The sequence below is a fragment of the Mucilaginibacter ginkgonis genome (genome assembly GCF_009754905.2).
Lineage (GTDB): Bacteria > Bacteroidota > Bacteroidia > Sphingobacteriales > Sphingobacteriaceae > Mucilaginibacter > Mucilaginibacter ginkgonis.
Map to the genome: position 1 here is coordinate 964,811 of NZ_CP066775.1, position 15,862 is coordinate 980,672.

The 15,862-nt window shown below is 43.7% G+C and carries 17 protein-coding genes; 4 read left to right on the forward strand and 13 right to left on the reverse strand.

All coding sequences use genetic code 11. The features are described from left to right. The first annotated feature begins 81 nt into the window (after nt 1–81). Entirely contained in the window at nt 82–1,128 is a 1,047-nt protein-coding gene (gene dprA, locus GO620_RS04405) for a DNA-processing protein DprA (RefSeq protein WP_244139459.1), read from the forward strand. On the opposite strand, the gene GO620_RS04410 is transcribed toward dprA, so the two are convergent. The 7 genes from GO620_RS04410 to sppA all read right to left on the reverse strand — a co-directional run bounded on the left by GO620_RS04410 (nt 1,125) and on the right by sppA (nt 8,243). Beyond that, complete coding sequence (locus tag GO620_RS04410) at nt 1,125–1,595, reverse strand: SixA phosphatase family protein (RefSeq protein WP_157526786.1); 471 nt, start codon at nt 1,593–1,595, stop codon at nt 1,125–1,127. The two genes, dprA and GO620_RS04410, sit on opposite strands and share 4 nt — an antisense overlap. A 5-nt stretch (nt 1,596–1,600) precedes the next feature. After that, a complete protein-coding gene (locus GO620_RS04415) occupies nt 1,601–2,152 on the reverse strand; it encodes an outer membrane beta-barrel protein (RefSeq protein ID WP_244139486.1) in 552 nt (183 codons plus the stop codon). 79 nt (nt 2,153–2,231) lie between these two features. Beyond that, on the reverse strand, nt 2,232–3,203 hold the full coding sequence (locus GO620_RS04420) for a glycosyltransferase family 9 protein (protein ID WP_157526784.1): 972 nt from the start codon (nt 3,201–3,203) through the stop codon (nt 2,232–2,234). Then, nucleotides 3,203–3,703, reverse strand: a complete 501-nt coding sequence (gene rfaE2 / locus GO620_RS04425) for a D-glycero-beta-D-manno-heptose 1-phosphate adenylyltransferase (RefSeq protein ID WP_157526783.1) — start codon at nt 3,701–3,703, stop codon at nt 3,203–3,205. Before rfaE2 ends, GO620_RS04420 begins: the two co-directional genes overlap by 1 nt. 1 nt (nt 3,704) lies before the next feature. Further along, nucleotides 3,705–4,682: a D-glycero-beta-D-manno-heptose-7-phosphate kinase gene (gene rfaE1, locus GO620_RS04430; protein ID WP_157526782.1), complete on the reverse strand. Its 978-nt coding sequence runs from the start codon at nt 4,680–4,682 to the stop codon at nt 3,705–3,707. Between the two features lie 7 nt (nt 4,683–4,689). Then, entirely contained in the window at nt 4,690–6,357 is a 1,668-nt protein-coding gene (locus GO620_RS04435; RefSeq protein ID WP_157526781.1) for a DNA polymerase/3'-5' exonuclease PolX, read from the reverse strand. A 122-nt stretch (nt 6,358–6,479) separates the two neighbouring features. Further along, nucleotides 6,480–8,243, reverse strand: coding sequence for a signal peptide peptidase SppA (gene sppA, locus GO620_RS04440; protein WP_157526780.1), 1,764 nt, complete (start codon nt 8,241–8,243; stop codon nt 6,480–6,482). A gap of 83 nt (nt 8,244–8,326) precedes the next feature. Between sppA and folK the strand changes: the two genes are divergently transcribed. Both folK and GO620_RS04450 read left to right on the forward strand, forming a co-directional pair. Further along, nucleotides 8,327–8,806 (forward strand): 2-amino-4-hydroxy-6-hydroxymethyldihydropteridine diphosphokinase, encoded by a 480-nt coding sequence (gene folK, locus GO620_RS04445; RefSeq protein ID WP_157526779.1) that lies wholly within the window; start codon nt 8,327–8,329, stop codon nt 8,804–8,806. Between the two features lie 24 nt (nt 8,807–8,830). Beyond that, nucleotides 8,831–9,199 carry an Hpt domain-containing protein gene (locus GO620_RS04450; RefSeq protein WP_157526778.1) on the forward strand — a complete coding sequence of 123 codons (369 nt, stop codon included), beginning with the start codon at nt 8,831–8,833 and terminating at the stop codon, nt 9,197–9,199. A gap of 14 nt (nt 9,200–9,213) precedes the next feature. Here the strand turns inward: GO620_RS04450 and purS are convergent, their stop codons facing one another. From purS to rho, 3 genes are all read right to left on the reverse strand, one after another. Beyond that, the gene (gene purS / locus GO620_RS04455) at nt 9,214–9,468 is read right to left on the reverse strand and encodes a phosphoribosylformylglycinamidine synthase subunit PurS (RefSeq protein WP_157526777.1); all 255 of its coding nucleotides are present in this window, start codon (nt 9,466–9,468) and stop codon (nt 9,214–9,216) included. Then, a complete protein-coding gene (locus GO620_RS04460) occupies nt 9,465–10,175 on the reverse strand; it encodes a CDP-alcohol phosphatidyltransferase family protein (RefSeq protein WP_157526776.1) in 711 nt (236 codons plus the stop codon). The genes purS and GO620_RS04460 overlap by 4 nt, the downstream gene beginning before the upstream one ends. A gap of 147 nt (nt 10,176–10,322) precedes the next feature. Further along, nucleotides 10,323–12,044, reverse strand: coding sequence for a transcription termination factor Rho (gene rho / locus GO620_RS04465; protein ID WP_157526775.1), 1,722 nt, complete (start codon nt 12,042–12,044; stop codon nt 10,323–10,325). A 274-nt stretch (nt 12,045–12,318) separates the two neighbouring features. Here rho and pyrF point away from each other — a divergent pair, with 274 nt between their 5' ends. Next, nucleotides 12,319–13,149 carry an orotidine-5'-phosphate decarboxylase gene (gene pyrF / locus GO620_RS04470; protein ID WP_157526774.1) on the forward strand — a complete coding sequence of 277 codons (831 nt, stop codon included), beginning with the start codon at nt 12,319–12,321 and terminating at the stop codon, nt 13,147–13,149. A gap of 15 nt (nt 13,150–13,164) precedes the next feature. On the opposite strand, the gene GO620_RS04475 is transcribed toward pyrF, so the two are convergent. From GO620_RS04475 to GO620_RS04485, 3 genes are read right to left on the reverse strand one after another with little or no spacing between them, the layout of a single operon-like run. Beyond that, on the reverse strand, nt 13,165–14,058 hold the full coding sequence (locus GO620_RS04475) for a cation diffusion facilitator family transporter (protein WP_157526773.1): 894 nt from the start codon (nt 14,056–14,058) through the stop codon (nt 13,165–13,167). Nucleotide 14,059: 1 nt separating this feature from the next. After that, entirely contained in the window at nt 14,060–14,587 is a 528-nt protein-coding gene (locus tag GO620_RS04480; protein ID WP_157526772.1) for an acyl-CoA thioesterase, read from the reverse strand. Nucleotides 14,588–14,626: 39 nt separating this feature from the next. Beyond that, nucleotides 14,627–15,859 carry a type IX secretion system plug protein gene (locus tag GO620_RS04485; RefSeq protein WP_157526771.1) on the reverse strand — a complete coding sequence of 411 codons (1,233 nt, stop codon included), beginning with the start codon at nt 15,857–15,859 and terminating at the stop codon, nt 14,627–14,629. Nucleotides 15,860–15,862 lie beyond the last annotated feature (3 nt).

Here is a 15,862-nt window from a genome sequence, read left to right on the forward strand (position 1 = left end):
TCATCAAATATTTATTTTGATGCCGAAATGTCCCTTATCCATCAAGTCGCTTTAAGCTTTATAAAAAACGTAGGGCCGGTTATGGCCAAATCAATGCTGGCTTACGCCGGCAGCGCCGAAGACGTTTTTAAGATTCCACCATCTAAATTTCTACGCGCTCCGGGCATAGGGCAGAAAACGATAGATCAACTCGACCTGAATTCTGCTTTAAAGCTTGCTGAAAAAGAGGTTGCGTTTGTAGATAAGCATGACATTGACGTAATCTTTTTCAACGACCCGAGATATCCTAAACGCTTGAAGCTTTGCAATGACAGCCCGATTTTACTGTATGCAAAAGGTAAGATGGACCTTAATACACAACGTGTGATCAGCATTGTGGGTACGCGTAAAGCAACAGATTATGGCCGGCTATTGTGCCAGGAGTTAGTTACTGATTTGAAAAGTTATGGTGTTACCATCCTTAGCGGTTTGGCCTATGGTATTGACGTTACCGCGCATAAAGAGTGTATCAAGCAAGACGTACAAACTGTTGGCGTGTTGGGGCATGGCTTGGACAGGCTATATCCTGCAAGCCACCGCGGCACCGCAGATAAGATGATGGCGAATGGCGGATTGCTGACCGAATATCCGTCGAACACCATTGCCGACCGCGAAAATTTCCCGGCGCGTAATCGCATCGTAGCGGGTATGGCAGACGCCACAGTAGTGGTCGAGGCCGGTATAAAAGGCGGTGCCTTAATCACAGCTGAGATCGCCAATTCTTACAACCGTGATGTATTTGCCTTTCCCGGGAGGGTAGGTGATGAATACTCTGAAGGTTGTAATTTTTTAATAAGACACAATAAAGCAGGCTTGCTTACCTGCGCCGAAGACCTGGCTTACATTTTAGGCTGGCAAAAGCAAGATGACCAGGTACCGGTAAAGCAAAATCAGTTAATGCTGGCAATGGACCTAACTACTGATGAGCGCTTCATCATGGAAATATTGGGGCAGAACGCAGGTATAGCTATAGATGACCTGACCATCAAAACCGGTATGCCGATGAGCTTGCTGGCTATGAATATTTTGAACCTCGAAATGCAGGGATTTATCCGCTCTATGCCAGGAAAAACTTACGCGATAAATTAGCTTTCGCTTTCCCAAACGATACGGCCTGTACTCGCGGAAACTTCTTGCCAGCTATCGAAATCAAATTGCAGAAGCACGGCTCCGGAAGTATGCAGATTAATAAACTGGCCACTTAAGTAAGTGGCTATCGAACTAAAGCCAGGATTGTGTCCGGCAAGCATCACCGAATGATATTGTTCGTCAATTGATGTTATGATTTTTAGAAGCGTGTTATCGCCAGCCTCATAAATGCGGTGGTCTTCCGCAGTGTTTGAAATATTCAGATGATCGGCAATGATACGCGCTGTTGCTTTTGCACGCGCAGCATCGCTGGTAATAATAGTCTCTATGTTTAGGTTCTTAGCTTTGAGTTGCGTGCTTACTTGCTCAACATCTGCAACGCCAGACTTTTTTAATTCGCGGCCAAAATCGCCTTGCGGACTATCGTCCGCTGCCTTTCCATGTCTTACTAGCAGCAACTGTTTCATAGGCGTTATCTGATAAAATAACCCAGGCTAACGGTGAACATGCGGCTTTTAATAGCGTCTGTACCGGTATCTGTAAAACGGGTAGATGCGATATTTCTTAATCCAAATTGGTAGCTTACATCAAAAAGAAGATTGTTTCTAAGCCTGATACCGGTGGTGAAATCCAAACCAAAATCGTCGCGGCGAAGGTCCAGGTCCGGGCCAAATTCTAATTTGTCTGATGTGGCGCTGCTGGGGGTTTGATAATAAACGTTTCCGCCAATATGCCTCGAGTAGTATATTCCGGGGCCAATATAGACATACCCTAAACGACCTGCATCTATGTTTCGCACAATGGTCAACGGAAGATCCACCGACGTAACGCGTTGCGTTGTTGTAACCGCGTCTTCCACAATAATCGCCCCTTTACGGGATACCGTCACGCCACCTTGTAACTCAAGATGTTGCGGTAACGCATAAGTGGCTAAACCGCCAAAACTAAATGAGCCAACGGTATTTACACCTACAACATCGGGATTGTCAATTTGCTGATAAGCCAAACCACCGCCAAGTTTCACTGCCAAATTAATCTTCTGTGCATGAACAGTAAGACTGGTGGCGCAAAAACTTAAAAAAAGAAAGACGAGTCTTAAGCGATTAAGAAACATGATTCGCAAAATTAATGATAGTTTCTTCGGGAATGTCATACATGCATTTAAAATGACCAAGGGGGCATTTAGGCAATCCAAATTTAGAACATGGCCGGCAGGGGAGATCTATACCAATAACCTCGGCGTTTTCAACGTGATAGGGCTGTACGCCTAACAACTCCGGAATGGTGCCTCCCCAGATAGAAGCGATGGGACGGTTAAAAGCTTCTGCAATGTGAGTAAGTCCGGTATCAAAACCAATAACGTTTACAGCATTAGCAACGAGAAACACTGACTGGTCAAGCGTTGTCCTGCCGCAAGCGTTATAAATGTTGTCGCCCACAGCGGCGGCGATTTTATCGCCATTGGCTTTAACGTCTTCGCCACCAAGCAATAGTATAGGTTTGTTTATTCCTCTGCAAACATCAATGATCTTACTATTGGGCATCCGCTTGGTAAAATGCGTGGCACCGATTATAAACGCAACATATCCACCATGATGAGTTAAAGGAAGGAGATCTTTTAAGTCGTAATTCTGCTTTATATAGTAATCTATCGGTTTGCCATCATTGGTTATACCGAGAAATTTCAAGGTTTTTAGGTATCTGTCAACGAGATGCGTTGATGGCACCAATTTTAAGTTGAATTTAAGGCTGAGCCATTTGCGCAAACGTTGTTTTTTGTAAGTCGAAGATTTTACTCCCGTCCTGAGCTTTATGATTGACGTACGCAGGTTATTGTGCAGGTCTATAATGTAATCATAATTCTCTGCTTTTACATCAGCGATAGTCTCGCTAAGGGTTTGCTTTAATAATAGCAGCTTATCTAAATGCGGATTGCCATCATAAATATACCTGAATGCCGGTTTGGTTAAAAAATGAACTTCGGCGCCCGGCAATTGTTGTTTTAAACATCTCACTACCGGTGTGGTATAGATGATGTCGCCCATGGCACTAAAGCGCATAATCAATATCTTCATCAGCGGTTGGCAGCTTTTATCCTCTCGATGATGGATGTGGATGAAAATCCGTCTACGAAATCTATAGTTTTAACTTCACCGCCGTTTGCCAGCACTTCTTTGGCACCAACAATGTTATTGATGGCGTAGTCGCTTCCTTTTACTAAGATATCGGGCAGCAATTCACTGATAAGACGGACAGGGGTGTCTTCATCAAACATAACGACAAGGTCTATAAACGAAAAAGCGGCTAATAATAAAGCGCGGGCTTCCTCAGGATTCACCGGGCGCTCGGGACCTTTAATTCTTTTTACGGATACATCAGCGTTAAGGCCGATGACTAATTTATCGCCCAGTTCTTTGGCTTTAGCCAGGTAAGTGATATGCCCCGGGTGTACTAAATCAAATACCCCGTTTGTAAATACAACCTTTTCACCGTCATTTTGCCATAAGATAATCTGTTCTTTTGCCTTAGCAAAGGGTTTGATCTTCTTAGAAATGGTATCGATGATGGCGGCCATATCAGTTGTTAGTTATGTGTTTCAAGATATCATCTACGGTAGTGACCGCGTTACCAACGTGTTTGATCACAATGGCGGCCGCATGGTTAGCCAATACGCATGCCTCCTCAACTGAAAATCCGCTGGCAACAAAATAGGCTATTGCTGCCAGTACAGTGTCCCCCGCGCCGGTAACATCAAACACTTCCGTGGCTTTTACAGGCAGCATAGTGGTGCCACCAAGGCTTATGATTGCCATTCCTTCTTCAGAGAGCGTTACCACCAGATATTTAATGCCAGTTTGTGAAAGAATAATATCGCCCGCTTTTTGCAGTGATGCTACATCCCCGATCCCGGTGATTTTTGCAGCCTCTGCCAATTCCTTCCTGTTAGGCTTTATAATGAACGCGCCGGCGTATTTACTGTAATCTGGCCCCTTTGGATCTATGATAACTTTTTTACCTGCTTCGTTTGCAGCATTGATAATATACTGAGTAAGCGTTGGCGTAAATAAGCCCTTGTTGTAATCTGACAGCAATATAATGTCTGCCTGTGCTATCAACCTATCAAGTTTTATTAGTAAGTCTTTTTCTATTTCCGCAATCAATGGCTTGTTACTTTCAACATCTACGCGCAACATTTGGTAATTGCCCGATAGATAGCGTGTTTTAACTGTAGTGGGGCGGGAAATATCTGTGCTTAAATTTCGTGCCGATATACCTTTTGCTTCGAGAAGAACCTTTAATTCGTCTGAGGCAGCATCATTGCCAGTGATTCCTACCAAAGTAACCTTTGCCCCCAGGGACACTAAGTTTTGCGCAACGTTTGCGGCGCCGCCAACAGTGGCAGTCTCTTTATTTACGTGAACAATTGGGACAGGTGCCTCCGGCGATATCCTGCTGGCCGATCCCCAAACATAACGGTCGAGCATAAGGTCGCCAACCACTAAAATATTTGGTTGTTTGGTCTTATCTAACTTGCGTAGTTTATCTGCTAACATGATTGGCTTACGGCTTTTTCTTTTTAAATATTTCTGTGATAGCTGCAAGATCGTGTGCGTTCAAACAATGCTCTCTAGTGAGGCCGGCTTTCCTTGCAACCAATACACCATATTTCATGTCGTGAAAACTTTCAACCCGGTGCGCATCGGGGTTAATGGATAACATCACACCTTTGGTTAAGGCATATCCCTGCCAGCGCCAGTCGAGATCCAGTCTCAGCGGGTTGGCATTTATCTCTATGACCACATTATTTGCAGCGCAGGCATCTATCACCTTCTCGTAATTAATTTCGTATCCTTTACGGGTTAATAAAAGACGCCCGGTGGGGTGGCCCAAGATAGTAGTGTATGGATTCTCGATTGCTTTTATTAGCCTGGCAGTAGCTTTGCTTTTCTCCATGCGTAGATTGGAGTGCACCGATGCAACTACAAAGTCGAACGTCTTTAATACTTCGTCAGGGTAATCAAGCGAGCCGTCATTTAAGATATCTGCCTCTGTGCCTTTAAAAATATGAAAGTTGTCTAGCTCTTTATTTAATGCATCTATCTCTTTATGCTGAGCGTAAACCCGCTCTATACTTAAACCCTTGGCATAGATAGCACTTTTACTGTGGTCGCAAATACCCAGATATTGCAGCTTAAGTTCGTTGCGGCAGTAAAGCGCCATGTCTTTGATGCTATTTACACCATCGCTCCAATCACTGTGGTTATGCAGGGTGCCAACCAGGTCGCCCGGGGTGATGAGTTCTGTAGGGATTGCTGAGTTCAGTATATCCGTGCCTTCGCGAAGTTCAGGATGTATCCATAGAAGGCCGGCCTTTAGATAAATGAGCTGTTCGCTTTCCGGTTGGTCAATATCCTGGTCGGCAATGCGCTTAAGCACTTCGTCAACGTGTTCTTCCGACCCGGTTTGTTTAAACAATTCTTTAAAATAATAGCGTTTTTCAACACAGATCAGTTCCACCATTAAGCCGTTTTCCAACTCACCTGTCAAATGGCACTCATCAATTTTAAAATTCATTAGCAATTCAGCATCGGTTATCGCGCTGATGCCTATCGACGGATCACGGGTGCCGATTACTATCGACAGTTCATTAATGATCTCGCAATTGCGACGGTACTGTCCACTAAAATCCATCAGCGAATCGGGGAGGACAGCCTTTAATGAATCAAACAGTTTAGCAGCTTCCGGTTCTACTTGCGCATACAGGAAACTGCCGTTACTCGCCATGCGGAATTCGATCATTTTTTTGATCTCTTCCTGAGTTTTTAAACCAAAACCTTTTGCTTCGACCAAACGGTTCTCGTTACAGGCATATAAGAGTTCACCAATATTTTCGATATGCAGATCCCGCCAAATGATGGCGATCTTTTTAGGTCCGAGTCCTTTAATGCCTAGCATCTCGACAACGCCTTCCGGCGTGGATTGCAGCAGAGCTTCCAGGTCTGTAATGGAGTCAGTCTTTATTAGTTCTTCAATCTTTGCAGCGGTACTTTTACCAATACCTTCAATTTTTTCTATTTCACCAGCCGGCTTGCCGGCAATCTTAAAAGGCAGCTTATCAATTTTGAAAGCCGCGTTAGCAATAGATTTTATCTTGAAGGGATTTTCTTCATGAAGCTCCATAAGGTGCGAAAGCAACCTAAGGGTACGTGCAATTTTTTTATTCTCCATATATAACCGGCACCGTAAAAGTACAAAAGCCACCTGTTAGTTTGCAGATGGCTTTGTTATAATTTAAAACCAGGTTATTTGTTTTAACATTAACCGCAGGCCGGAGTTACGTACCCTGATGCCTACTTAATGTTCACCTGATATGCTAAACGTGCTTGCGGCGTGCGCATCATGCTTTGCAGCGACTTAATTTGTTCATAGTAGCTGTAGTTTTCGCCAAGCTCTTTTTTTATCATATTTGCTTTCACATCTTCTGACATGCTGCTGCCCAATTTGCTAAAGATGCCTTTTTGCTCGGGGTAGGACACAAGTTTATAGTCCTTCAGATTAGCTTTCTTCGCCGCCGACTCAATGGCGTCATTGATGTTACCCAAACGATCAACAAGGCCAATCTTTAAAGCTTGCGTGCCTGTCCAAACACGGCCTTGGCCAATGCTGTTGACGTACACCTGGGTTTTGTGACGCCCTTCCGCAACTGCCTGAGTAAATTCGTCGTAACCCCGGTTAACTTGTGTTTGCAAAATTGTCCGCTCTTCCGGCGTAAGCGGGCGGCTTATGTTGCCTAAATCAGAAAACTTGCCTGTTTTTACACCATCGAATGTTACACCCAATTTATCATTGAACAATTTTTGCATGTTGGGAAGGATAGCAAATATGCCAATAGACCCCGTGATGGTATTAGGCTCTGCAATGATAGAGTCTGCTGCACATGAGATGTAGTAACCTCCCGATGCGGCATAATCGCCCATAGAAACAATAACCGGCTTCACCTTTTTGGTAAGCACAACTTCGCGCCATATAACGGCTGATGCCAGCGAACTTCCTCCCGGAGAATTTACCCTTAATACAACCGCTTTAACTTTATCGTCCATACGCACTTTGCGCAAAGCGGCAGATAGCTTCTCAGAACCTATAGCGTTGTCGTCGCCATCACCGCCGCCAATATCGCCCGAGGCGTATATCACTGCAATATTCTGCAAACCTGATGTTTTATCGGCCCTGTCATCATCACCTTTAGTATAATCTTCTATGTCAACGCTGCTCAGATCTTTCTTATGTTGAACGCCGATGCGATCTTTTAAGAGATCCAATACCTCGTCCTTGTATTTTAATCCGTCTACCAAGCGATATTTCAATGCATCTTCGGGATATTGTACGCGCAGGTTGTTAGCAACATCGCGAAGTGTATCAGTAGGTATATTTCGGCTAATGCTGATGTTGTTTATAAAATAGTCGTACAACGAACCGAGGTAAGATGTTACCTGCTCGCGATTGGCATCGCTCATTTTTGTAAGCACGAAAGGCTCTACCGCGCTTTTGTACGTCCCTACTTTAATGATCTGTGCTTCCACTCCTAGTTTATCAAGCGTGCCTTTCAGGAAAGTGATCTGTGAATCAAATCCGCCGAAATCAAAAATGCCTTTTGGGTTCAGATAAACTTTATCGGCAACGCTGGCTAAATAGTAAAAGCTTTGTGTGTAGATCTCGCCATAAGCCACCACAAACTTGCCCGACTTCTTGAAATCTATCAGGGCCTTCCGAATTTCTTCCGTAGTTGCCTGGCCCGATAGCATATAGCTTTGGTTGAGAAATATGCCGCGAATATTATTGTCTGTTTTTGCCCGTTTTATGTTTTCAAGAATATCATCGAGGCCGATAGATTTATTATTAAAGCCCCAGAAGTTTATGCCGGCGAAAGGATTTTTTGGCGTGCGTTCTGATATAGGATGATCTATAGTGATAGTTAAGATGGAGTTTGAAGCAACACTAGCCGGTTTTGAAGTAGCGGCAGATACAATAATGCCTATCAATACAAAAAATAATATTACAGAAGTGATGATCAAGCCAACGATAGTGGCCAAAACAAACTTGAAAAATTGTTTCATTTAAACGTGTAAAACTTTAAGCACAACAAACTTAACACAAGGTAACTATTGTTAAGAGCAATAACACCGATATTTGTTACAACATGATTAATGTTTTTTTACTGCTGGGCAGTAACCTTGGCGACCGGCAAACTTATTTGAGTAAAGCGATAGATCATATCGAGCGGGACATTGCTCCTGTAATCTTGAAGTCGTCGGTTTATAAAACGCAATCATGGGGGAGAAGTGATCAGCCCGATTATCTGAACCAGGTAATCATGCTTTCGACAGACAAGCCTGCACAAAAAATATTGGCGGATATACTAGCGATAGAAAAAGCACTCGGTCGCGAAAGACTGGAAAAGTGGGGCTCGCGCACGATAGATATCGACATTTTGTTTTATGGCGATGACATCATCTGTGAAGCTGACCTTACTGTACCCCATCCTCATTTGCACAAGCGGGGTTTTACTTTAGAACCGTTGGCTGAGATTGCACCTCGCCTTCATCATCCGGTGCTGAATAAGACCGTAACGGATTTGAAAAACGACCTTGCAGATACGTTGAATATAAAAAAATTATAACTTTGGGTTTCAAAAAACGCCCTTATGTCTGGTAACCAAGACCTTGACCTAACCTTCCTGTACGAAATAGCCGATGGCAGTAATGAATTTATCGTGGAATCTATCGATATGTTTTTACAGCAGTCACCGCAGATGTTGAATGAGATCGACTTTGCTATCAGCGTTCAGGATTGGGCAATTGTTGGCGCTACCGCGCACAAAATAAAACCAAACCTTGGTTTTTTTGGAATGACGGCCAGCCAGGCAGCAATGCAGGAAGTTGAGCATATGGGTAAAAGCGGCATGCCGGATGTAGCCTTACTTACCAGTAAGTTTAATGCCGTAAAGTCTGTTATTGAAGGTAATTTGACAGAGCTTGCCCGTATAAAAGCCGAGGCTGAGGCAAATCTTTAAAATTTCGAGGGTAATTAGATAGCGCTTACTTCAAAGCTATAGCTTTCCATAATAAGGTTGGCTAATAAGCTTTTGCACGCTTTTTCTACCTGTTCCTGCGCAGCAGTTTCATCTGTTGCTTCCAGTTCAAGAGTTATGTGCTTGCCAATGCGTACGTTCTCTATCGCTTGCAGGCCCAAGTTTTTCATGCTGCCGGTAACTGCTTTACCTTGAGGGTCAAGAATTTCTTTTTTTGGCATTACGTCTATCTCGGCCTTAAATCTGGTCATTTTGCGATCTTAAATTGAATTACAGAAAGTGCGATGTATATCAGTATCACCGCCGGTACAGCAGCAAATTTAAAAAATAGTATGAGTATGGCCGAAAACAAAAGCAGCACATAGCGAAAAACATTTTTATCCAAGTCGCGGCTTTTAAATTTTAATGACATCAGCGGCAGTTCTGCAACAAGCAGCGCGCACATGATTAGCGTAAAAATAGTAAGCACATAAGGGTTAAGAATAAATGTGCCCACCAGCGAATAATGATCGTGAAGGATAATAGGTAACGAAGCTATCAGTATAGCATTGGCCGGGGTAGGCAAGCCGATGAAATTTTCTGACTGGCGCTCGTCTGTATTGAACTTAGCTAGCCTTAACGCCGAGAACACGGGCAGCAAGAAAGCCACAAAGTTTAAATAATTGCTAACATGCGAAATTTGAGGTGCCTGTAAAAATAACTCGTATAGCATAACCGAGGGCAACACGCCAAAACTTACCATATCGGCAAGCGAATCAAGGTCTTTACCAATGCCGGAGAATGACTTTAATACACGCGATGCCAAACCATCAAAGAAATCGAAGATGGCCGCTAAAAAAATGCAGTATGCCGCAAAAATTAGGTTTTCTTGAAAAGCAAAAACGATACCCACGCAGCCGCTAAACAGGTTAGCACAGGTTATAGCATTAGGAACGTGGTATTTAACAGGCTTCTTCATCAAACGCGTGGTAAATATAGCACGTATAGATTAAGGATTTATGAAATAAAGAATATAATGACTAACGACTTAATATCATTCGACATCATCAATAAAAAAAAGCCCCCGGAAAATCCGGAGGCTTAAAAAGTACGCTGACAATCTATTTTACGAATTCATCGAAATCAAAAACTCCTCGTTGGTTTTGGTGCCGCGCATTTGGGCTTGTAAGAATTCCATGCTCTCTTGCGAGTTCATGTCTGCTAGGTGGTTGCGCAAGATCCAGATGCGTTGCAGGGTGTCGCGTTCCAGTAACAAGTCGTCGCGGCGAGTGCTAGATGCCGTGAGGTCAATAGCAGGGAAAATACGTTTGTTAGACAGTTTACGGTCTAACTGTAACTCCATGTTACCCGTACCTTTAAACTCTTCAAATATCACCTCATCCATTTTAGAGCCGGTTTCTGTAAGGGCGGTTGCGATGATAGTAAGTGAGCCGCCGTCTTCTATATTACGCGCCGCGCCGAAGAAACGTTTTGGTTTGTGTAAAGCATTGGCATCTACACCGCCTGATAATATTTTACCAGATGCCGGTGCCACTGTATTATAAGCACGCGCCAAACGGGTAATAGAATCCAGCAGGATAACTACATCATGGCCGCACTCTACCATGCGTTTTGCTTTTTCTAATACTATATTAGCGATTTTTACGTGGCGCTCTGCAGGTTCATCGAAAGTAGATGATACTACTTCTGCGCGCACGCTGCGGGCCATATCGGTTACCTCTTCCGGGCGTTCGTCTATTAACAAGATGATCAGGTAAACTTCAGGATGGTTTTTAGCGATGGCGTTGGCCACATCCTTTAATAACATGGTTTTACCCGTTTTTGGTTGCGCCACAATTAACCCACGCTGGCCCTTACCAATAGGAGAGAACAGGTCCATAATACGGGTTGAATTATTACCCGGATCTGTAAACAAGTTTAAACGTTCTTGTGGAAATAAAGGTGTCAGGTGATCAAACGGCACACGGTCGCGCACCTCTGCAGGTATACGGCCGTTAATAGCCTCCACGCGCACCAATGGGAAGTATTTTTCGCCTTCTTTTGGCGGGCGTATGCTGCCACGAACCGTATCGCCGGTCTTTAAACCAAATAACTTGATCTGCGATTGCGATACATAAATATCATCGGGAGAGGTTAAATAATTATAGTCAGATGAGCGCAGGAAACCGTAACCATCCGGCATGATCTCTAAAACGCCCTCGTTAATAATCACATTATCAAAATCGAGGTTAATGTCGGGCTGCTGTTGTTGCTGTTGACGGTTTTGATTGCCATTACCATTATTTTGATTTTGATTGCGTTTTTCAAAACGCTGCTGTCGGTTCTCATTATTTTGCTGTTGTTGTATCGGTCTTTCAACTACCGGCTGGTCTGCCTGTGCCGGTGCTTGTTGAGATTCTGCGGCCGCTTGCGGCTGCTGCTCGTAACCTTGTGAAGGCTGCTCATTACTTTGCGACGACTGGTCATAGCCTTGCGAAGGTTGTTCGCCGTTGTCTTCCGTGTCAAAAAGAGTAGACTTTACAGGTGCATCCTGTACGTCGTCTTTTTTACCTTTGAGCGTACGTGATCTTTTACCGCGAGGTTTATCTGTTGCAGACTCTTCAGTTGCTTCTATAGCGCTGTTGTCTGCTTTGGTATTTGTTTCGGCGTAGTTATTTGCCAATATATCTTGTTGTTGTCTTGCCTGTTCTATCAAGGTATTTTGTTCATTTATGCGGCTGATCAATTGCGGTTTACGCAGTTCATCGGCCCCTTCAATACCCATACTTTTTGCCATTTGGCGTAACTCTGACACGAGTTTGTCATTCAATTCAATTGTTTCAGACATGCGAGGAATTATAATTCAAAAAAGAAAATATGTTATAAGGAAGTTTCGCCCGTAATAAATGCTCAGCAACAAAAACTAAGTATTTGTATCAAAATCACTCTGTAAACCGGGATTTGCAATTGTTTCTCAGATGCAAGAAAACTTTATTCGTCGGGAAAACAGCACAATGGTAATTATAAAATTTATATAATCCAAAAATTCGGAAAATAATTATTGGGCTTAACGTTTTGGTTTATTTTTAGTTTTTTTGGCAGCAAAATCAATCTATAAAACTATGCTTTCGCGCCAACAACTAATTGATAAGATAAAACAGAAAAAATCTTTTCTATGTGTTGGGCTCGATACAGATATTACAAAGATCCCCGAATTTTTATTAGACAAAACCGACCCTGTCCTGGAGTTTAACAAGCAGATCATTGATGCCACCCGGGATCTTTGCGTGGCTTATAAACCTAACTCGGCGTTCTATGAATGCAGGGGTGTGGCGGGATGGCAAAGCCTCATTGACACGTGGAAATATCTGCCAAAAGATACGTTAAGCATCATTGACGCTAAACGTGGCGACATAGGCAATACATCTGACCAATATGCCAGGGCATTTTTCGACGAAGCGGTTACAGGTATGAGTTTCGACGCGATAACCGTTGCACCATATATGGGTAACGATAGTGTAAAGCCTTTTTTAGGGCATGGTAAATGGGTCATACTGCTTGCTTTAACGTCATCGGTCGGTAGTAGGGATTTTCAATACCTGGAAGTTGCAGAGGGCACTTTATATGAGCAAGTGATACAAAAGGCAAATACATGGGGCAATGCTAACAACCTGATGTTTGTTGTAGGCGCAACTAAAAGCGAAGAGTTTACAGCCATCCGCAAACACGCGCCAGATAATTTCTTGTTAGTTCCCGGTGTTGGCGCACAAGGTGGCAGCCTTGCAGATGTTTGCAAATATGGAATGACGAAAGACTGTGGGTTGCTGGTCAACGCCTCAAGGTCTATTATTTACGCGTCTAACAGAAAAGACTTTGCAGACGCGGCTCGCGCTGAAGCCCAAACGCTACAATCAGAAATGCGGGCAGAATTAGAGAAGGTGGGAATTATCTGAAAAATAGAATATCTCTTATACCGGTTCAACAAATACCTGCTTGTAATGCCCATATTTGGATTGCACATTATCACGCAATTCTTTGATAACATTAGCCATTTCGGTGCTTGAAAGTTCGTTCTTAAAATTAATTTTTAAAACCAGGATCACTTCTTCCGGGGCCAGGTAAGTTGACAAATAATGAACCACTTTTTGTACGCCTGAGTGGCTTTCAGTCAATGCAACAACATCAATTAACTCCGCCTTCGGTGGAGTTTCACCCATCAAAAGGCTTCGGCTTTCGCGCACAAGCAATATGGCGACAGAGGTTAGCAATACGCCAATCATGATCGACGCGATGCCGTCGCAGTAAGGATTATTCAACAATTGACCTAAAAATATACCCACAAAGGCGATCACGATACCAATCACATCAGCAGCATCTTCAAATAAGATAACGAAGGTCGATGGGTCTTTACTTTGCCGCACTGCTTCCCAAAACGGCGTTTTGCCACGCTGGTTATTGAATTCTTTTATCGCGGTGATGAATGAAATTCCATCAAAAACGAATGCAATACCTAAAACCGCGTAATTCCAAACCGGACTTTTCACTTCTTCGGGATGAATGAGGTGTTCGATGCCTTCATAGATCGAAAAACCGCCGCCCAACGCAAAAAACATCAGCGATACTACAAACGACCAGAAGTATAACTCGCGGCCATAACCAAACGGGCGTTCTTCGTCGGCAGGCTTTTGGCTTCGGCTTATGCCGAATAATAACAATATTTCATTGCTTGTATCAACAAGTGAGTGTATCCCTTCGGACACCATTGCAGAGCTGCCTGTAAAGAAAGCTGCAGCCAGTTTAGTCAGCGCGATAAGCAAATTTGCCCCGAGGGCTGTGTAAATTGGTGTTTTTGATGCTGCCATATTAATCTTCCTGGCTTGCCATAAACAGTGCTTTCAATTCGTGGGCATCTGCAGGTTCCATCTTGCCACCAAGTATCAAACGCAATTGCCTGCGGCGAAGCGCTCCATCATATAATGCAACTTCCTTTTCAGATTCGGGTACCAATTCAGGAACCGGCACCGGTTGACCGTTTGATTCCAGGGCCACAAAAGTAAAGTATGCTTCGTTACTTTTTATCTTAGTTCCGGCGGGCAGGTTTTGCGCCCAAACGTCGAGCCGTACTTCTACAGATGTGTTGAAGGCCCGAGTGACTTTGCCCTCGATCATTACGCTATCACCCAATTTAATAGGTTGCTTAAAAGAAACGTTATCCACAGATGCAGTAACCACAATGCGGTTGCAATGTTTTTGAGCTGCCATACCTGCGCAGATATCCATCCAGTACATCAAGCGGCCGCCCATCAAATTGCCAAGCGTATTGGTGTCATTGGGCAGCACCAATTCGTTCATTACCGTGTAACTTTCTGCAGATTTCTTTTTAACGATCATATCTGCGAAGATAGGGTTAATGCCGTAAAACCTCTTCTCTTATTTGCGGGTGCCGGTAGTATTGATCTCTCTAAAACCTATCAACTCTTCCCAGCGGGCGCCGGGCGGACGATAGTAAACTAAAAACTGGTAGTTATTCTCTGTTTCGAAATGGTCGCCTTCAAAGAACGAATAGTTAGGCTTGCCGCTTGCATCAACTAAAACGTATTGATAATCATAAACACCTTGTTTCAACAACGTATTGAAATAATACCTCCCTCGTTGTGCGTCAAAATCCATCTTGCCGGCGTCATTCACTTGCCAGTCGTTGAATTTACCCACTATGTATACAGATTGGTGGTTAGTAGCGCCCGATGCTGCCAGATTGAAATATGTCTGCGCGTAATCCCCGTCGTAACGCGGATCGCGGCCTTCTTGGTTTATTATTCTGAAGCCTCCATTCAGATCATACCCAAACACATAAGAAATTTGGTCACGGTTCTGATCTGTAAGAAGAAGTACAGTATTTGCAGTATCCCTGAAAATACGCTGCACCCGCTCTGAATTTAATCGTAGCGAACGGGTGTCGATGTGACGAAATTCATTCCCGCCGGGAAAATCATTGATAGCAACATCATTATACATCAACGATAGGCCATTGATAAAAGTAGGGCGACTGTTTATTGTCGCGGTCTCTGGGCGGCCGTTTTGCATGATCACCGTGCGAATGTCGCTATAAGGGTTTTGCACACTAACACCGTTTACATCTATCTGGAAGTTGATCTTTTGATGTGTGGTTCTATTCGCAACGTTTGGTGATACCATCAGTTGCGGAAACAAGTTGGCATGCGGATTTATCACATAAAACCGCCGGGTAATTACCGGTTTGTTCTGATCGCCGTCCTCATAAACTTTTAACAGATAATTGCCTGATATCTTAGGCGCTATAGTGCCGTTTGGCAGTGCCAGCTGATAATGCACGTATTTTTGGATGGTGCTTATAGAGTTGCGGTAATCGAGGATGCGATCCTCAGTGAAACTTTGCAGGTACTCTACGGGTGAAATGCGGGAGGGATTCCACTCCGCGTCGCAATGCTCAATGGTATAAGTATAATTACGGATGTCGCGGCCAAGTTCATCAAAGTCAAATAGCAATTGTTCGCTACTGCCTAAAATGATAGCCGGGAATGACCCTTCCGACTTAGCGTTATAAAATTCTACTGTTTTGATAGATGGTTTATAAACCTTGTCTGTGTAGGTTATCTGAGCAGATGAAAAAAAGGGGAAAAACATTAA